The 18810-nt window shown below is 59.5% G+C and carries 18 protein-coding genes; 13 read left to right on the top strand and 5 right to left on the bottom strand.

The features are described from left to right. The first annotated feature begins 61 nt into the window (after positions 1 to 61). From G560_RS18490 to G560_RS0104125, 4 genes are all read left to right on the top strand, one after another. Entirely contained in the window at positions 62 to 1078 is a 1017-nt protein-coding gene (locus G560_RS18490) for a ligase-associated DNA damage response exonuclease (protein ID WP_022703049.1), read from the top strand. A 106-nt stretch (positions 1079 to 1184) separates the two neighbouring features. Beyond that, complete coding sequence (locus G560_RS0104135) at positions 1185 to 2759, top strand: ATP-dependent DNA ligase (RefSeq protein WP_022703048.1); 1575 nt, start codon at positions 1185 to 1187, stop codon at positions 2757 to 2759. A 160-nt stretch (positions 2760 to 2919) separates the two neighbouring features. Beyond that, positions 2920 to 4749: a M3 family oligoendopeptidase gene (locus tag G560_RS0104130; protein WP_028913711.1), complete on the top strand. Its 1830-nt coding sequence runs from the start codon at positions 2920 to 2922 to the stop codon at positions 4747 to 4749. 4 nt (positions 4750 to 4753) lie between these two features. After that, positions 4754 to 5098: an MmcQ/YjbR family DNA-binding protein gene (locus tag G560_RS0104125; protein WP_022703046.1), complete on the top strand. Its 345-nt coding sequence runs from the start codon at positions 4754 to 4756 to the stop codon at positions 5096 to 5098. Positions 5099 to 5107: 9 nt separating this feature from the next. Here G560_RS0104125 and G560_RS0104120 read toward each other — a convergent pair whose 3' ends face one another. Together G560_RS0104120 and G560_RS0104115 are read right to left on the bottom strand one after the other, a co-directional pair. Further along, positions 5108 to 6067, bottom strand: coding sequence for a capsular polysaccharide export protein, LipB/KpsS family (locus G560_RS0104120; RefSeq protein ID WP_022703045.1), 960 nt, complete (start codon positions 6065 to 6067; stop codon positions 5108 to 5110). A gap of 6 nt (positions 6068 to 6073) precedes the next feature. Beyond that, positions 6074 to 7063 (bottom strand): Gfo/Idh/MocA family protein, encoded by a 990-nt coding sequence (locus G560_RS0104115; protein ID WP_022703044.1) that lies wholly within the window; start codon positions 7061 to 7063, stop codon positions 6074 to 6076. 157 nt (positions 7064 to 7220) lie between these two features. Here G560_RS0104115 and G560_RS0104110 point away from each other — a divergent pair, with 157 nt between their 5' ends. Beyond that, positions 7221 to 7544, top strand: coding sequence for a hypothetical protein (locus G560_RS0104110; protein WP_155947139.1), 324 nt, complete (start codon positions 7221 to 7223; stop codon positions 7542 to 7544). 22 nt (positions 7545 to 7566) lie between these two features. Next, positions 7567 to 8361, top strand: coding sequence for a DUF2145 domain-containing protein (locus tag G560_RS0104105; protein WP_022703042.1), 795 nt, complete (start codon positions 7567 to 7569; stop codon positions 8359 to 8361). A 220-nt stretch (positions 8362 to 8581) separates the two neighbouring features. On the opposite strand, the gene G560_RS21580 is transcribed toward G560_RS0104105, so the two are convergent. The 3 genes from G560_RS21580 to G560_RS0104090 form a co-directional block, all read right to left on the bottom strand. Further along, positions 8582 to 8761, bottom strand: a complete 180-nt coding sequence (locus G560_RS21580; RefSeq protein ID WP_280513715.1) for a putative hemolysin — start codon at positions 8759 to 8761, stop codon at positions 8582 to 8584. Positions 8762 to 9034: 273 nt separating this feature from the next. Beyond that, entirely contained in the window at positions 9035 to 9931 is an 897-nt protein-coding gene (rpoH, locus tag G560_RS0104095) for an RNA polymerase sigma factor RpoH (protein WP_022703040.1), read from the bottom strand. Between the two features lie 151 nt (positions 9932 to 10082). Continuing rightward, a complete protein-coding gene (locus tag G560_RS0104090) occupies positions 10083 to 11126 on the bottom strand; it encodes an RluA family pseudouridine synthase (protein ID WP_022703039.1) in 1044 nt (347 codons plus the stop codon). On the opposite strand from G560_RS0104090, the gene G560_RS0104085 reads away from it, so the two are divergent. The 7 genes from G560_RS0104085 (at position 11125) to G560_RS0104055 (ending at position 18735) form a co-directional block, all read left to right on the top strand. Next, positions 11125 to 11460 (top strand): DUF6476 family protein, encoded by a 336-nt coding sequence (locus G560_RS0104085; RefSeq protein ID WP_022703038.1) that lies wholly within the window; start codon positions 11125 to 11127, stop codon positions 11458 to 11460. The two genes, G560_RS0104090 and G560_RS0104085, sit on opposite strands and share 2 nt — an antisense overlap. Before the next feature lie 89 nt (positions 11461 to 11549). After that, positions 11550 to 13358, top strand: coding sequence for a response regulator (locus tag G560_RS0104080; RefSeq protein ID WP_028913709.1), 1809 nt, complete (start codon positions 11550 to 11552; stop codon positions 13356 to 13358). Between the two features lie 27 nt (positions 13359 to 13385). Next, positions 13386 to 14831 carry an amidase gene (locus G560_RS0104075; RefSeq protein ID WP_022703036.1) on the top strand — a complete coding sequence of 482 codons (1446 nt, stop codon included), beginning with the start codon at positions 13386 to 13388 and terminating at the stop codon, positions 14829 to 14831. A gap of 74 nt (positions 14832 to 14905) precedes the next feature. Beyond that, positions 14906 to 15967, top strand: a complete 1062-nt coding sequence (locus G560_RS0104070; protein ID WP_022703035.1) for an ABC transporter ATP-binding protein — start codon at positions 14906 to 14908, stop codon at positions 15965 to 15967. Positions 15968 to 15971: 4 nt separating this feature from the next. After that, positions 15972 to 16883 carry an ABC transporter permease gene (locus tag G560_RS0104065; protein WP_022703034.1) on the top strand — a complete coding sequence of 304 codons (912 nt, stop codon included), beginning with the start codon at positions 15972 to 15974 and terminating at the stop codon, positions 16881 to 16883. Continuing rightward, positions 16876 to 17679: an ABC transporter permease gene (locus tag G560_RS0104060; RefSeq protein WP_022703033.1), complete on the top strand. Its 804-nt coding sequence runs from the start codon at positions 16876 to 16878 to the stop codon at positions 17677 to 17679. The genes G560_RS0104065 and G560_RS0104060 overlap by 8 nt, the downstream gene beginning before the upstream one ends. A gap of 30 nt (positions 17680 to 17709) precedes the next feature. After that, positions 17710 to 18735 carry an extracellular solute-binding protein gene (locus tag G560_RS0104055; RefSeq protein WP_028913708.1) on the top strand — a complete coding sequence of 342 codons (1026 nt, stop codon included), beginning with the start codon at positions 17710 to 17712 and terminating at the stop codon, positions 18733 to 18735. Positions 18736 to 18810: the final 75 nt, after the last annotated feature.

The following is an 18810-nucleotide window of genomic DNA, read 5'->3' as shown; positions in this document are numbered from 1 at the left end:
GCCTATAAATGAGGCAAAGCGGCACCCTTTCCCTTTTGCCGACTGGCGCTAAGATTGGGATATGGCAGTCAAACCCGTTCTCAGCTTTACCGAAAAGGGCATTTACTGCCCTGCAGGTGATTTTTACATTGACCCGTGGCGGCCTGTGCCCCGTGCGCTGGTGACACACGGACACTTAGATCACGCAAGGCCCGGGCATGGCGCTTATTTGGCCACCCACGCCGCTTTGCCAGTGATACGGCACCGGCTGGGCGCAATAACGGCTGATGGGATAGGCTATGCCGAGCCCCGCCAGATCGGGGCTGCGCAAGTCTCATTCCACCCCGCAGGCCATGTGCCGGGGTCGGCGCAAATTCGCGTGGCGGTGGGCGGCGAGGTCTGGGTGGTATCGGGCGACTACAAACTTGCCACCGATGGGCTGTCCGAACCGTTCGAGTCGGTAAAATGTCATACATTCATCACCGAATGCACCTTTGGCCTGCCAGTGTTTCACTGGCCGACACAAGCGCAAACCGCCGCCGATATGGCCGCTTGGTGGGGCAGGAATGCCGCAAACGGCCGCGTGTCGGTGATGGGCGCCTACGGCTTGGGCAAGGCACAGCGGATCATGGCCATGCTGGCAGACCACGGCTTGCAAGGGCCAATTTATACTCACGGCGCTGTGGAACCCATTACGCAGATTTTGCGTGCCCAAGGCTACAGCCTGCCACCCACAACCAAAGTCGCAGGTCCGGTACCCACCAACGCCTTGGTCATCGCCCCTCCCTCCGCCCTCGGGTCGGCTTGGGCGGCAAAACTCGGGCCCCATGCTGAGGCGTTTGCCTCGGGCTGGATGGCCCTGCGCGGCGTGCGCCGCCGCCGGAACCTGGGCACACGGTTTGTCATTTCCGACCACGCCGATTGGGACGGGCTGAACAGCGCCATCCGCGCCACAGGGGCCACCCGCATCTTTGCAACCCACGGCTACACCACACAATTTCGCCGCTGGCTCGAAGCGCAAGGCTATGACGCCGGCATCGTTGCCACCGAATGGCAAGGTGAGGCAGCCGAGGGCGAACCAGAGGCCAACCCCGAATGACTTATCCTCCGCATTCTTTTCGGCACAAATATCCTCAGGGGGTGAATTTTTCGCAAGAAAAAGGGGGGGCAGACTGCCCCCCGCCGCCGCATCGGCATGAAACGCCATGAACCGCTTCGCCCAGCTTTTCAACGCGCTCGACGCCACGACAAAAACCGGCGCCAAAACCGAGGCGCTGGCGCAGTATTTCCGCGATGCGCCCAAACCCGACCGTGTCTGGACCATCGCCTTACTATCAGGCCGCCGCCCCAAACGCGCAGCCAATTCCACCGAGCTGCGCGCTTGGGCGGCCGAGGCGGCAGGGCTGCCCGATTGGCTGGTTGACGAAAGCTATCCGATCGTCGGCGATCTGGCCGAAACCATTGCCCTTATCCTGCCACCGACGCAAACCCGCAGCAACCTCTCGCTGACCGGCTGGATCGACACCCTGATCGCCCTCACGGGGCAATCGATTGAGGCGCGGCGCGCAGGCGTTTTGGCCGCGTGGAACAGCCTTGCCACCGAAGAACGATTCCTCTTCAACAAGCTGATCACCGGCGGGTTTCGCATGGGGGTGAGCGGCGGCCTGATGACCCGCGCGCTGGCGCAGGCCACGGGGGTGGACCAAAGCCAGCTTGCGCACCGTTTGATGGGTAATTGGGACCCCGCGACAACCGATTTTGACGATTTGATTTCGGATGCCGATCAAACCACCAGCACCCGGCCCTACCCTTTTGCGCTGGCCTCGGGCGTCGAGGATGTGGCCGAACTTGGCCCTGTGACCGATTGGCTGGCTGAATGGAAATGGGACGGGATTCGCGGCCAGCTTATCAATCGCCCCGGCGCTTTTGCGCTCTGGTCACGCGGTGAGGAATTGATCACCGACCGCTTTCCCGAATTTGACGTGCTGGCCCGCGCCTTGCCGCAAGGCTGCGTTTTGGACGGTGAAGTGGTGGTGTGGGGCGACAGCGCGCCAGCACCCTTTGCCCTGCTGCAAAAGCGGATCACCCGCAAGACCGTGCCGAAAAAGCTGCTGGCCGATGCCCCTGCTCGTTTTCTGGCCTATGACCTGCTGGAACTGTCGGGCCGCGACCTGCGCGAGGCCCCCTTGGCCACGCGCAGACAGGCGCTGGACACCATGATCGCGGCCTTGCCCGCAGGCCTGCCCATCGCCGCCTCGCCCGTTGTCGTCGCACCCGATTGGGTGGGCTTGGCGGGTCTGCGGGCCAGCGCACGGGACAAAATGGCCGAAGGGCTGATGCTCAAGCGCCTCTCCGCGCCCTATCATACGGGGCGCAAACGCGGCGATTGGTATAAGTGGAAGCTCGACCCCTATACCGTTGATGCCGTGATGATTTATGCGCAATCGGGCCACGGGCGGCGCGCGACCCTGTTCACCGATTTCACCTTTGCGGTCTGGGACGGCCCCGATTTGGTGCCGTTTACCAAGGCCTATTCCGGCCTGACCGATGCCGAGTTTCGCCAAATCACTGATTGGGTCAAGAAAAACACGATTGAGCGTTTTGGCCCCGTGCGGTCGGTGCCGGCCGAATTGGTGTTTGAAATCGCGTTTGAAGGGATTGCGCAAAGCCCGCGCCATAAATCGGGCATCGCCTTGCGGTTTCCCCGCATGCTGCGCTGGCGGCGCGATAAACCCGTGGCCGAGATTGGCACGCTGGACGAATTGCGCGCGCTGTTGTGAAGGGCAAGCGGGGGGCCAGCCCCCCGGTTCCATTGCAAGCAATGGAACGCCCCCCGGGATATTTGGACCGAAAAGAAAGCGGGGCCCGTGGTGCGTGGGGTTGCGTTGGGTGGGGGGGTGACCCTAGATACAAGGGAACATGAATTATGAGGTTTTTGCCATGACACTTTCTAATCGCACCCCTGTGTTTGATGCCAATTCTGCCGGGACGGGGGCGTTTGGAAAGCTGCCCGATTGGGATTTGACCGACCTCTACCCCGCCCCCGATGCGCCCGAATTTGCCCGCGATATGACGTGGCTGGACACGGCCTGCGCCGATTTTGCCACCAAATATGAGGGCAAGCTGGCGGGCCTTGATGCAAGCGCAATGCTGGCCTGCGTGCATGCCTATGAGGCGATTGACGTGACCGCGGGGCGGCTGATGTCTTATGCGGGCTTGCGCTATTACCAAAACACGATGGACAGCGACCGCGCCAAGTTTATGGCCGACGCGCAGGACAAAATCACCACTTTCACCACGCCTTTGGTGTTTTACAGCCTTGAATTCAACCGCTTGGACGAGGCGCATTTGTCGGGCCTTTTGGCCGCCAACGCCGATCTTGCCCGCTATAAGCCCGTGTTCGACCGCATGCGCGCCATGCGCCCGCACCAACTGTCGGATGAGCTGGAAAAGTTCTTGCACGACCAATCCACCGTTGGGTCCGCTGCGTGGAACCGCCTGTTTGATGAAACGATGGCGGGGTTGATGTTTGACGTGGCGGGGCAGGACGAGGCGCTGAACCTTGAGGCGACGCTGAACCTGTTGACCGACCAGAACCGTGATACGCGCGAAGCGGCGGCGCGTGCGCTGGCCGTGGTATTTGACAAGCATATCAAGCTGTTCGCGCGGGTTCATAACACGCTGGCCAAGGAAAAAGAGGTCGAAGACCGTTGGCGCAAGATGCCGACCCCGCAATCGGGCCGCCATTTGGCCAACCATGTGGAACCCGAGGTGGTTGAAGCCTTGCGCAATGCGGTTGTGGCGGCCTATCCGAAACTCTCGCACCGCTATTATGCGCTCAAGGCCAAGTGGATGGGGCTGGAGACGTTGCAGGTCTGGGACCGCAATGCGCCCCTGCCGCAAGAGGCGCCGCGTCTGGTGGATTGGGACGAGGCGCGCAAAACCGTGACCGAGGCTTATGGAGCGTTCAGCCCCAAGATGGCCGAACTGGCCGAGCCGTTTTTCACCAAAGGCTGGATTGATGCAGGCGTGAAACCGGGCAAGGCACCGGGGGCATTCGCGCACCCGACTGTGACCACAGTGCACCCTTATGTCATGCTGAACTATATGGGAAAACCCCGTGATGTCATGACCTTGGCGCATGAACTGGGCCACGGCGTGCATCAGGTTTTGGCGGCCGATCAAGGGGAGCTTTTGTCCTCGACCCCGCTGACCTTGGCTGAAACGGCATCGGTATTTGGCGAAATGCTGACCTTCCGCAAGCTGCTGGACGGGGCCAAGACCAAGGCCGAGCGTAAGACCCTGCTGGCAGGCAAGGTTGAGGATATGATCAACACGGTCGTCCGCCAGATCGCGTTTTACGACTTTGAATGCAAGCTGCATGCCGCGCGCCGCGAAGGCGAGCTGACGCCAGATGACATCAACGCGCTGTGGATGAGCGTTCAGGCGCAAAGCCTTGGTCCCGTGTTCGAATATATGGACGGGTATGAAACCTTCTGGGCCTATATCCCGCATTTCGTGCATTCGCCGTTTTACGTCTATGCCTATGCCTTTGGTGATGGCCTCGTTAACGCGCTTTACGCTGCTTATGCCGATGGTTTGCCGGGGTTTGAGGAGAAATATTTTGACATGCTGAAAGCCGGCGGGTCCAAGCATCATAAGGAACTGCTTGCCCCATTCGGGTTGGATGCCAGCGACCCCGCGTTCTGGGACAAGGGGCTGTCGATGATTTCCGGCTTTATCGACGAGCTGGAAGCGATGGAGGACTAAGGGGATGACGCGCGAAGAGATGAACGCCTTTTGCGCCTCTCTTCGCGCGGTTACCCATGTGGTACAATGGGGCGGGGCCGATGTGTGGAAGGTGGGCGACAAGGTGTTCGCCATGGTCCGCGATGAAGGGGTGACGTTTAAGGCAAGCCCGATGGCGTTTGAGATTTTGCAAGCCGAGGCCGGCATTCGCCCGGCCCCTTATATGGCGTCTCGGGGCCTGAAGTGGTTGCAGCATTACGGGCCACCCGGGGGCCTGTCGGATGACAGTTTGCGCGATCATTTGCAGGCGTCTTATGACATGGTGATCGCAGGCCTAAGCAAGAAAAAGCAAGCTGAGGTAAGAAATTAGCTGCCGACGTTAATGTGTCGCCTTAATTCCTAGTGCATTGAAATCCGCGCCTTGGCCTTGCATCCGCACCAGAATGTTCGGCATCATTTTATCACCGCCAGACGAGATACAGTTTTCTCGGAAAAACCAGAACAAAAAAGCCTCGAACGGCCAATCCCGCGTCAGGGCGCGGTCCAATGCCGCCGGAAACGCAGCGGGCGTTTGCACAGTTTCGGCGCAGTGGTGAAAATCGGTGCGACCAAAAACAATCGCGGGTACGCGGTGGACCATACCTTCAACCGACACCGCCGAGGAGATGGACACCGACACGACAGCCGCGGCCAGAATGTCATGCACATTCGCCTGCGTGACAATGATCTGCGGATGGTCGCGTGCCAACCAGTCCAGAATCTCGAATGTTTCCAAGCCACTAACACGCGGATGCGGTTTCACGATCACGGACCGCCCGCCCGCATTTGCAATTACCGTTTCCAGCATGTCGCGCGCGGTCATATGGCGGGCGCGTTCAACTGGGTCGGACCAGTCTTGCAAAAACACCGCAATCGCGCCTGTGGGGAACTGCGCCACCTCTTCGGGTTGGGCATAGCGCGAGATGCGGGTGTCTTTCAGCCGCGCCTGCAATCGCGCAAACATCCGCGCGGCGGGTTTTTGCGGGGTTTGCGCAGGGTCAAAGGCCAAATCGGTCAAGCTGCTATCGGCAAACACGCCTTTGGGGTCGACATACCAAAACGGGTACATATAGGCCAAACCGATGTTGAGCAGCCCCGCCCGCGCGATCCGGCCATTGTGGACAAAGTTGAAATCGGGTCCGGTGGGGCCGGTTTGCAGCGCGTCCATATCGCGGTGAACCACGGCCACCCGCGCACCCAAAGCCGTGAAACCATCCCGCAAATGCTGATAAAACGGCGGTAATTCGCTGCCATCCGTTGCCGCCATGTGGCGCGGCATATGAAACAATATCCGCGCCATAAAGGGTTACAGCGTGATCATTTCGGCATTGGCAAAGACCATATCAATCATCGCCGCCGTGCCGTGGGTAAATTCCAACGGGCAAGGATAGGGCGTGCCGTTACGGATAGAATCGCCGAAATTCTGCACTTGCAGGACATATTGGTTCACGCCGGGCCAGCGCTCCATTGTCATGGTCATGCCTTGGCGCAGTTCCAGCTGCGCCTCGGCAAAGACATTGGCGTTGAACGGTGCTGTCAGGCGGATCACGCCTTTGTCGCCGTGAAACGTCATTTCCTGCCGGTTGTGCAGCCGCATGGATGTGATGGCGGAATAGGTGAAACGGCCGGTAGGCCCCGCCATAATCCCCGTGGCCTGCGCCCAGACATCGACGCCGTTTTCTTGCCGGATACGGGCGGCCATTTCAACAGGTTCCGCCCCCGTCACAAACCGCGCCGACCCGTAAGTATAGACACCAATGTCATAAATCCCGCCGCCCCCCGTCTCAACCTTGTTGCGGATATTACCGGGGTCGGTGCGGTTGTCATAGGTGAACACCCCGTCCACATGGGTCAAATTGCCAATGGCGCCCGATTGCACAAGATCACGCGCGCGCTGCCATTGGGGGTGATGCACGATCATATAGGCCTCAGCGGCGAGCAGACCTGTGGCATCGCGGGCGGCAATAATCTGCGCGATTTCAGCGGCTTTCAGGCAAATCGGCTTTTCGCACAACACATGCTTGCCCGCCGCCAGCGCCTTTAGCGTCCATTCCACATGCAGATGGTTCGGCAACGGAATATACACCGCGTCGATCGACGGATCGGCCAACAGCGCATCATAGCTGGCATGCACCGCCATTGCGGGGGCAAAGGCGCGGAACGCATCGGCGCGGGCGGGGTCGGATGTGGCAAGGGCGGCAAGCTCGGCACCCTGGGCCGCATGAATGGCCGGTGCCATGTGTTCGCGCGCAAATTTCGCGGCCCCCAGAATACCCCAGCGGATTGGTTTGGTCATCGTTCTCTCCCCTATTTCGCACAGCCTAGCGCGGCTGTGACCACAAGGGAATACCACCTCGTGACGCCACGTCACTGAACATCGTTCACAAATTCGATTGACCTAACGAAATTCATGAACCATGTTCAATGAACAACGTTCACAAATGGAGAGCATCATGTTTAAACATCTTATCGCAGCCACCATCGGTCTTGGCCTAATGGCCGCCCCTGCCCTTGCGGGGGGCAGCGCGCAGAACTCGGGGCAGTCCGTTTATCACAGCGGCCAAGCGTCAAGCCACGGGTCGGCCGCGATTGCCCAAGGCGCCGCCACGGTGCTGGCCGTGCCGATCATCGTGTTTGGCGCAGGGATCCACATTTCCGGCGCAGCCCTGGCCGAGGTTGGCGCAGGGTCGGTGGCCGCAGGCAGCGACCTTGCCCGTGCAGGTCAGGCCAAGCCGCGGGCCCGCGTGGCCCCGAACCCTGCCCCGCGCCTTGATTAACCCCATCCAAAGGATAAAAGCCATGTACCGCTATATTATCATTGCCTTTTTGGCCCTATGCCTTGCCCTGCCCGCCCATGCCGGAAGTTCCGAAGCGGGCAAACCGCAACTGCCCGCAGATCAGGTTGCGGCGTTTTCCAACCGTGTGCAGCAGGATCTCGCCGCTCGCGGTGCGCATGTGGCGATTGTGTCGCGCATGGGCCGCAACCCGTCCAGCCTGCCGAACGGTGTGCGCTATACCCATGTCAGCTTCTGGGTTTTGTCGCAGATCAAAGCCGCCGATGGCCGCACGGGCACTGGATACCGCGTTTATAACCTGTATCAAGACGGCAAGAATGGCACGCGCAGCCATTTGGTCCAAGACAGCCCCGCCGATTTCTTTGCTGGCGCCTACCGGCTGGATGCAGGGGTGATTATTCCCGATGCGCGGCTGCAAAAGAAACTGCTAAAGGTCATCGCAAGCCCCACCTACCGCGCCTTGCACAACCCGCGCTATTCGGTGCTGGCCAACCCGTTCACTTCACAGTTTCAAAACTGCACCGAACATACGCTGGATGTGCTGATGGCCGCCCTCTATGGCACCCGCGATATTGCACAGATCAAGGCGAACGAGGCGGCGCATTTCAAGCCCCAAGTCATTGCGATTGGCGGGCTGAAACGCGCCCTGGCCCCTGCTGCATCGGCGGCGCTGACCACGTCCGACCACGGGGCAACGATTGCCACGGCGACATTCGGTTCCATCGCGCGGTTCATGCAGGCCAACAAACTGGCGGCCAAGGTGTACCGTTTAACGCCGGACGGGGCGTATCGGTTTTGAAATGGTGTGGGGCGGCGCTGGCGAACAGTGGCCGCCCTGCGCAATTGTGGTGTCCGTTCGTTTCAATGGCCGCCCGGCCCCCGTAATGGCGAATGCGTCCCGATACGAGGCCATCCAGCTACGCAAGAGGGGCTGAAACCTTCAACAACACCTTTGGTTTTGAACTGGGTTTATGGCAGCGGAAAATGGCAGATTGTCAGACGTTCCAAAAACAAGGGTTTTAGGATTTTTCTTTGAACAATTCCCATTCCTCGACAATGCGACCATCGGGCAAGGTGCAATATCCTGTTTGCCCGTTGGCTTCGGTACGAATTTCGAGCACTCCACCTAGGCTTTGGCAATAAACGGACGCAGGATTAGCCAACCCCGAGCGTTGCTGTTCATCTTTACAAGCAGCCATGAAAAATACACTCATCGTCATAGCTATAATTTTTACGTGATGGGACAGTGACACCGTCATTTCCTAAAATTTATGTGTATTTGAATTAACGCGCCGATGGGTTCCGCACAACCTCCAAAGACAACCGATTGTTGAACGACTACATTGCAGCAGCCATTACTGCAATTTTTGCAAGCTCTCACGCTTCGTCCCGCAGAGCTGCCGTTGCGATGACAACGCCCCCGCAGATATCTGCGGGGGCGTGTGTTTTGGGCTATCCGATGCGACAATATTTTACGCGGGAATAACCATGCCCTTTTCGCGCGCCAATTCGCGCATTTTATCTTGCAGCTTTTCAAACGCCCGCACCTCGATCTGGCGGATACGTTCGCGCGACACGCTATAGGTTTCGGACAATTCCTCCAGCGTCACAGGCACATCGTTCAGGCGGCGCTGGATAAGGACGTCTTTTTCGCGGTCATTCAACACCGCCATCGCCTGCATCATCATGTCGCGCCGTGTGTCCAGCTCGTCCTTTTCGGCGTAATCACCGGCTTGGTCGCTGTCTTCGTCTTCCAGCCAGTCCTGCCACTGAGTCGACCCTTCGCCATCCGACCCGACGGTCACATTCAGCGAGGCATCCCCCCCCGACAGGCGGCGGTTCATCGAAATCACCTCGGCCTCGGTCACGTTCAGATCATTGGCGATCTTGGCTACGTTTTCAGGGCGCAAATCGCCTTCTTCCAGCGCACCCAGCTTTGCCTTGGCTTTGCGCAGGTTGAAAAACAGCTTTTTCTGCGCACTTGTCGTGCCCAGTTTAACCAGGGACCAGGACCGCAAGATGTATTCCTGAATGCTGGCGCGGATCCACCACATCGCATAGGTCGCAAGGCGAAAGCCCTTTTCGGGGTCAAAGCGTTTGACCGCCTGCATCAGGCCGACGTTCGCCTCAGAAATCACCTCGGCCTGCGGCAAGCCGTAACCGCGATAGCCCATCGCGATTTTGGCGGCCAGTCGCAGGTGCGACGTGACCATCTTATGCGCCGCCGTGCTGTCTTGGTGGTCAACCCAGCGTTTGGCCAGCATGTATTCTTCTTCGGGTTCCAGCAGCGGAAATTTGCGGATTTCCTGCATATAGCGGTTCAGCCCCTGTTCGGGGCTGGGTGCTGGCAGATTTGCATAAGTACTCATCATCGTCCTCCGTCCCGCTTTTGGGTCATTGACCCGTGCCGGGGATAGGCATTTAGGCGGACCATTCATTGGCCCTTTTGCCCTTATACTACGTTAAATGTGCAAGGGTCCGTTGCGGTTCCAGCTTTGTGTCGGTCAGATCACGGATATGTTAGCCAACATGGCCCAAAGCGGTTAACAAATCTGCCATATCCTGCGGCAAGGGCGATGAGAATTCCAGCATTTCGCCTGTAACGGGATGCGCGAAACCCAAAGTGGCGGCATGCAGGGCCTGCCGCGGAAAACTGGCCACCGCGGCCACAGCCGCCGCGCCGATCGCCTTTTCCGACAGTTTGCGCCGCCCGCCATAGGTGGGATCGCCAATTAGGCCATGCCCCGCATGGGCCATATGCACGCGAATCTGGTGGGTGCGTCCGGTTTCCAGCCAGCATTCAATCAAGGCGGCCACAGGCGGGGTGCCGTAAGTTTCCAGCGTGCGGGCACGGGTCACGGCATGGCGGCCCACACCCTCAAAAAACACGGCTTGGCGTTGGCGATCGGTTTTATGGCGGGCAAGGTTGGTCGCGATGCGCAAGATGTTGGCGGCCTCGAACGTACAGCCATTGATGCCGCGCAGGCGCGGATCGGCGGCATCTGGCGCCCCGTTCACAACGGCCAAATAGCGGCGGTGCACCGTGTGCGCTTCAAACTGCGCGGCCAGCCCGTGATGGGCCCGGTCGGATTTCGCCACAACCAGCAAGCCGCTGGTTTCCTTGTCAATTCTATGCACAATCCCGGGCCGCTTTTCGCCGCCTACCCCCGACAGATTGCCGCCAAAATGATGCAGCAACGCGTTCACCAACGTCCCTGTCCACGACCCCGGGGCGGGATGCACAACCATGCCTACAGGTTTGTTGACGACGATCAAATCGGCATCTTCCCACAAAATATCCAGCGCGATATCCTCGGCCAGCGTGTCCACCTCGGCGCTGGGTTCAATGCCCAAGGTGTAAACCTGCCCTTCGGCCACCCGCGCCTTGGGGTCGGTCACGGGCACACCTTTGAAACTGACCAACCCTTCGGCGATCATCTTCATCAGGCGCGACCGCGACAGTGACGCTTCTTCTGGCACATCGCGGGCAAGCGCCTTATCAAGGCGGTCAGGCGGGGCCTCCCCGATGGTGACACACAAGACAGGCAAGGAAGTATCAGTCATGGAACAGGCTCCGGCACCGGAAGGGCTTCCGCCCAGCCTAAGGTTTCTAAAAGGGTTGGTGATTGTGCTGACGCTCACCATGATTATTGGCGTCATAACGGTCGTGGCCGTGCTTGTCACCCGCATGCCGCACAGCTTTGGCACACAAGCCACCAAAAGCATCCAATCCGGCCTGCCCAATCTGCCGGCAAGCGTCACCTTGCCCGCAGGCACGGCACCGCAGGCAATTACCTTCGGGACGGGCTGGACCGCGATTGTCACCACCGACAACCGCATTTTGGTTTACTCGAACGATGGTCAATTGCAGCAAGAGCTGCCTTTACTTGCCAACTAACACCCTGTTTTATGGGGCGCGGGGCATTCCCCACGCCACTGCAAAGGACCAATCCGGTGTTGACCTATCCGTTGCAGACATCACCACCTATGCCCCCCCCCAACGGCCACGGCCAAAAGGAAGAGATCAAGCGCCAGCTTGACCTTTTGTGGAGCGAACGCTGGGGGCGCTTGCCGCTGACGGTTTTTGCACTGCTTTTAACGGCGATTTACTTGCCGCTTTGGGTCTCGCTCTTATGCACTTTTGTAGATATTGGTTGCGAACTGGTCACTATGCGGTACATGCGCGCGCTGGACCCAAAGCGCCACAGATGGCGCTACCGCTTTGTTTTGGCATGTACTTTTGTAATGCAACTGGCCTATGCGATTGCGCCAGCGCTGATCTGGCAAATGAATGATGAGTACGCCAAGGCCTTTGCCGTGGGCCTTGTAATGGCGACTCTGATGCAACTGATTTCGGCGCGCACCATCCATATGCCATTTGGCTATTCCGGTTTTGCGGCCGCTACCACCGCAATTCTGATTGGCAACACAAACTATTGGCTGATGCAAAGCGATTACCACGGTCTGGCCTTTTCCACTTTGGCGGCCATCGGCGGCCTTGCCTATACCCTGATCGCCATGCTGTCCAATAACCGCTTGCACCGTAGTGCCGCATTGGACCGCAAGGCCGCTTTGGAAAGCAACAAGGCGAAAAGCCGGTTTTTGACCCAGATGAGCCATGAGCTGCGCACGCCGTTGAACGCGATTTTGGGCATGGGCCATGCCGAACAGCGCCGCAGCAAAGACGCGTTAAGCCAGAACCGCCTGTCGGTTCTGATTTCGGCAGCCGAAGGGCTGTCGACTATTCTGGATGACATTCTGGATATGTCCGCCATTGAGGCGGGCCGCCTGCCGATCCGGCCGCAACCCGCAAAGCCGCAGCGCGAAATTGCAGCCACCTTGGCACTGTTTCAACCTGCCATCGCCTCGGCGGGGCTGTGGCTGACCCAAGATGTCGGCCCTCGACTGGACGAGGTTTGGATGTTTGACCCGCAGCGCCTGCGACAATGCATGTCAAACCTGCTATCCAATGCGCTGAAAAATACGGCGCAAGGGGGCATTCATGTCTCGGCGCAAATGGTATTGCGGGCGTCCGAGGCGCCATTGCTGTGTGTTGAAATCGCAGATACGGGGCCTGGCATTCCCACCGCGATGCATAAAACCTTGTTCGAACCCTTTTCGCAGAACCGCAAGCCAAAGGCGGGGGCCGACAGCAACGGTTTGGGCTTGTCGATTTGCCGGACGATGGCGCAGCAAATGGGCGGTGATCTGGCCATCGCACCCAACCGGCCCGGCCAGAGCGGCGCGCGTTTTATTCTGACATTGCAGCTGGGTGCCGCGCCGCCTGCCCCCGAGGCGAATCCGCCGCTGATACCCGCCCCGCCCAACCAAGCGCGTGCACATGCTGGAACCCCAATGCGACCTGTGGGGGGCACTGAAGCGGGGGGCACATCCCAGAAATCGGCAGGGCTGTGCGTGCTGGTTGTCGATGATATCGCGACCAACCGGCTTGTCGCATCGACCTATCTGCGGATGCTTGGCGCCACGATGATCGAGGCCGAAAGCGGCGCACAAGCGCTTGCCGTTCTGGCTGGCATGACGCCGGACCTGATTTTGCTGGATATGAACATGCCCGAGATGAACGGCCTTGAAACCTTGGCAAAAATCCGTGCGCTGCCAGCGCCTGCGGGCAAGGTGCCTGTGATCGCCATGACCGCGAATGCGATGGCCGACCACCGCGATCTTTATCTTTCCAGCGGGGTGGATGGTTATTTGGCCAAACCGATAAATCCTGCACGGATCGAGGCCGAGATCAAAGCGGTGCTGGACAAGGCACAAGGCCCTGCCGCAAGCTAGGGCGCAAAGTTCGAAAGGATTGCCCCCATGCCCGCACCTCTGCTTCCCGATGCAACCGACCTTGCCCATTCCGTTGCCGCAGGCCATGTCAGCCCGACCGAGCTGTTAGACGCAGCCCTTGCGGCCACCGCGCGGCTGAACCCCGATTTGAACGCTATTGTGTTGGTGCAAGAAGGCGCCGCCCGCGCCCATATCGCGGCGGGCCTGCCGCAGGGGCCGTTTCGCGGCGTGCCCTTCTTGCTAAAAGATTTGGGGTGCGAGGCGGTGGATTTTCCGTCGCACAATGGGTCAAACCTTTTGGCCAATACGAAATACAGCAAGGATTCCAGCATCTTTTCCCGCATTCGGGCCACGGGTGTTGTTACCTTTGGCCGCACAACGGCCCCCGAAGGCGGCATCGGCCCTGCAACCGAAAGCGCGGTTTACAGCGGGCCTACGCGCAACCCTTGGAACCTGTCGCACACACCCGGCGGGTCATCGGGTGGGGCGGGCGCGGCAGTCGCGGCAGGCATCGTGCCCTTTGCGCATGGATCGGATGGGGGCGGATCGGTGCGCATTCCGGCCTCGTCTTGCGGGTTATTCGGGTTCAAACCCACCCGCGCGCGCCTGCCCGATGGCCCTTATGCGGGCGAAGGCTGGGCCGGCATGGCGATTGACGGATTCCTCACGCGGTCGGTGCGCGATACCGCCGTGATGCTGGACGCCTGCCAAGGCGCGGACCTTGGCGCGCCCTATGCCGCCCCGCCCTTGCGGTGCAGCCATGCCGATGCCATCAGCCGCCCACCCAAACGCATGCGGGTGATGCTGTGCGACACCACCTTTACCGGCGATGCGATCCACCCCGATTGCGCCGATGCCGTGCATAAAGCCGCGCAGCTGCTACAAAGCCTTGGGCATGACGTCACCCCCGGCCTGCCCCGCGCGAATGTGGCCGCCATGATGCGCGCCTGGACGGATATTGTCGCCATCGGCACCGCCCTGTCGATCACCAAGTCCTTGAAATCCCGCACCCTTAGCCCTGATCTGGTCGAAGGCGTCGGGCGCGGCGCAATGGCCCATGCGCAAACCCTGTCGCCGCTGCGCTACCTAGAGGCGGTGAATGAAATCCATGCCTTTGGCCGCGAAATGGCTAGCGTGTTTGAAGGCACAGGCGCGCCCGATATCATCCTAAGCGCCACACTCGCCGAACCACCCGCCGAAATTGGCCGTTTCAACCATACCCCCGAAGATTACGTCGATTACCGCATCGGCCCGGGCCGCGTCTTTGCCTATTCGCCGTTTTGCGCGGTGTTCAACGCCTCGGGCCAACCCGCCGCATCCGTACCGCTGGGCTGGTCAAAGGCGGGTTTGCCCATCGGCATTCACCTTGCCGCCCGTTTCGGCGCTGATGAAGATTTAATCGCGCTATGTGCCGAACTGGAACGCAGCCAGCCTTGGGGCCACCACCATCCCCCCATTTGGGCCGGGTTTTGAACCCGTTGGTCAAGGGACTTGCAAAACGCAAAATCCCCTGTTTAGGCTAAGGCAATCACCAAACGGAGCCCAGCATGACCGAAACCCCAATCGCTATCGAGGCCCGCAATGCGGTCAAATCCTTTGGGCAAGGTGCAGTGGCGGTCAGGGCGTTGGATGATGTGTCGGTGCAAATCCGGCGAGGCGAGTTTTTCACGCTTCTGGGCCCTTCGGGCTGTGGCAAGACCACACTTTTGCGCCTGATTGCAGGGTTTGAAACGCCCACCTCGGGGCAGATTTTGCTGGGCGGCGAGGATATCACCCACCTGCCGCCCAACAAGCGCCCCGTGAACACGGTGTTCCAAAGCTATGCCCTGTTTCCCCACCTAAGCGTCGCGCAAAACATCGCCTTCGGGCTGGAAATGCAAAACCGTCCGCGCGCCGAGGTGGCGGCAACCGTCGCCCGCATGCTGGCCCTTGTGCAGCTGGAACCGATGGCAAACCGCAAAACCAGCCAGCTGTCGGGTGGTCAGCAACAGCGCGTCGCCTTGGCCCGCGCGCTGGCCCCGACGCCCAAAGTGTTGCTGCTGGATGAACCCTTGTCGGCGCTGGACCTGAAGCTGCGCAAGGAAATGCAGATCGAACTCAAACGCCTGCAACAAGAAACCGGCATCACCTTTGTCTTTGTCACCCACGACCAAGAAGAGGCGCTGACCATGTCAGACCGCATCGCCGTGATGAGCGCGGGGCATATCCAACAAGTCGGCAGCCCCCGCGACATTTACACCCGCCCCGCCAACCGCTTTGTCGCCAGCTTTATTGGCGAGACGAACTTCCTGACCGGCACCAGCGATGGCACGCGCGTGGTGCTGGGCAATGGGGCAGCCGTCGATGTTACGGCCCCCAAAGGCCCCGTCACGCTTGCCATTCGCCCCGAACAGGTCCGCATTGCGGGTGTGGATGGCGGCGGTATGCCCGCGACCGTGGCCTCGACCGTTTACTTCGGAACCGACACGCATTTGCACCTGACCCTGTCAGATGGCACCGCTGTTGTGGCCCGCCAGCAAAGCCCCGCAGCGGGTGGCATTGATGCCCCAAAAGGCGCGCAAGTTGGCATCACCCTGCCCACGGACGCCTTGCAAGTGTTGGGGGAATAGGCCCATGTCCAGCGCCGAAACCAAGGCCGAGGCCGCCCGCACCCGCTCTGCTTGGCTATTGTCGCTGCCTGCGCTGGTGGTTCTGGTGTTTGCTGCATCCGGCCCCTTGCTGATTGTGCTGGCCTATTCGTTCCTGACACCCGGCCAATACGGCAATGTGGTCTGGGACTTTGACCTGAGCGGCTGGATCGGCATCCTTTACACCAAAGACATTTTTGATGGCACATGGGGGCTGGCCGATGCGCATCTGACCATCTTTTGGCGGTCGGTCAAACTGTCGCTCATGACCACGGCCATCACCTTTGCCGTGGGCTTTCCCACCGCGTGGTTCATCGCGACACGGCCTGCAAAGCAACGGGCGTTTTGGCTGTTCCTGATCACAATTCCCTTTTGGACCAATCTGTTAATTCGCACCGTCGCGATAAACGAGGTGATCCGCAACGAAGGCCTTTTGAACACGTCCCTTATCTGGCTGGGCGTGATTTCAGAACCGATCCGCATTATCTATACCGATACGGCAGTGCTGATCGGGATGGCCTATGTGTACTTGCCGCTAATGGTGCTGCCGCTGTTCGCCGCCATCGACCGCTTTGATATGCGGCTGCTAGAGGCGGGGTATGACCTTTACGCCAGCCGCCTGCGCGTGCTGCGCCGCGTGATTTTGCCGATTGTGAAACCGGGCATTATCGCAGGGTCTATTCTGGTGTTTGTGCCGTCGCTTGGCGCCTATGTCACCCCGCGCGTGCTGGGCGGGGGCAAGAATATGATGATCGGCAACTTTATCGAATTGCAGTTTGGTCAAGGCCGAAACTGGCCTTTGGGGGCCGCGCTGTCGATGACCTTGCTGGTCGTGGTGATGGTGGCACTACTTGTCTATGTCCGCGCCGCGAACAAAGGGGACAATCCACATGGCTGAACGCAGCTTTGAAGTCGCCCGCCTGCCGGGGTTCAAATTCATCGCCATCACGGCCTTTGTGCTGCTGTACATGCCGATCATCACACTGGTCGTCTACAGCTTTAACAGTGGGCAATCGGTCGCGGTGTGGGAGGGATTCTCGCTCGATTGGTACGGCAAGGCTTGGGCCAATGAGGCGGTGAAGGGCGCGACTTACCGCTCGCTTATCATTGCGGCCAGTGCGTCGGCCATTGCGACAACGGTGGCAACGATGGCCGCCTTGGGCACCACGCGGCGAAAGGCGTTCAAGGGCCAGACATTTATCTACGTGATGATCAACCAACCCTTGATGGTGCCCGAAATTGTAACGGCCGTGGCGCTGCTGATTTTCTTTGCCTCGATCAAGGTTGCCACGGGCTATAACGGGTTGATTTACCTGATTATTGCCCACGCGGCCTTTTGCATTCCATTCGCCTATCTGCCCATCCGCGCGCGGTTGGAAGGGATGGACCTGACGTTGGAAACCGCGGCGGCCGATCTCTATGCCAGCCATTGGCAAACCTTTCGCCGTGTCACCCTGCCCCTGATGTTGCCGGGCATTATCGCAGGCGCGATGCTGGCCTTTGTGATCAGTCTGGACGACGTCGTGATCACAGAATTTGTAAAATCTGGCGGACAAGATACACTGCCAACCTACATGCTGGGCCAGATGCGCCGGGCTGTGACACCCGAGGTCAACGCGATTTCCACCGTGTTGCTGGCCTTGACGGTGGTCTTGCTGACCGCGTTCTTTCTTTTGACGCGCAAGAACGACTGACAATTCATAAACCAACCTGGGAGAATGTTCATGAAAAAATTCCTATCCGCCACCGCTGTGCTTTTGGCCAGCACCAGCTTTGCCGCAGCCGAGGGCGAATTGCAGCTGTATAACTGGGGCAACTATACCTCGCCCGAACTGCTGACAAAGTTTGAGGCCGAGACTGGCATCAAAGTCACCGTGACCGACTATGACAGCAACACCAGCGCTTTGGCCAAGGTCGAAGCGGGCGGATCAGGCTTTGACCTTGTGGTGCCGTCGGCAAACTATATCCCGATCTGGATCGAAAAAGGCCTGATCGTGGAACTTGATGACAGCAAACTGACCCACAAAGCCAACATCGCGCCGGAATGGGTGGATGTGCCATGGGATATGGGCCGCAAGTTTTCGGTGCCGTGGCAGTGGGGCTCGGTTGGCGTGGCGGTGAACACGTCGGTTTATAAGGGCGATATCAACACCTCCGATGTGTTTTTGCGCGTGCCGGAAGAGCTGAAAGGCAAGATTAACGTCGTGCCAGAAATGACCGATGTGTTGAACATGGCGATTTTTAACGTGGGCGGCGAGGCCTGCACCGAAGATACCGAGGTGCTGAAGAAAGTGCGCGATCTGGTGGTTGCGGCCAAGGTGGACTGGTTGTCGATGGATTATGGCGCGACCGAAAAGCTGTCGAACAACGATTGGGCGGCATCGGTGAACTGGAACGGATCGACCATGCGGGCGCGGCTTGCCAACCCCGATGTGGCCTTTGGCTACCCCAAGGAAGGGTACCCGTTGTTCATGGATTCGATTGCGCTGTTGTCGGATGCCAAGAACGTGGACAATGCCTATAAATTCATTGATTTCATCATGTTGCCAGAAAGTGCAGCAATGATTTCAGCCTTTGCGCGCTATGCCAACGGCATTGCGGGATCGGCCGAGTTCATGCCCGATGACATGAAAACCGCGCCCGAAGTTGTGGCCCCTGCCGAGCATGCCGCCGCTGGCCGGTTTTTGCCGACCTGTAGCCAGAAGTCGCAGGAATATTTGACCGCGATCTGGACGGAACTGCAAAAGTAACGCAGCCCGGATTGGCAAGGGCATCGAGCCCTTGCCAATCCGTGGGGGGCGCTGCCCCCCAACCATCCCATTGCT

It is taken from the genome of Pseudorhodobacter ferrugineus DSM 5888, from assembly GCF_000420745.1.
GTDB classification, from domain to species: domain Bacteria; phylum Pseudomonadota; class Alphaproteobacteria; order Rhodobacterales; family Rhodobacteraceae; genus Pseudorhodobacter; species Pseudorhodobacter ferrugineus.
The sequence above is the reverse complement of the archived record's forward strand: the minus strand, read 5'-3'. Positions and strand labels throughout refer to the sequence as shown.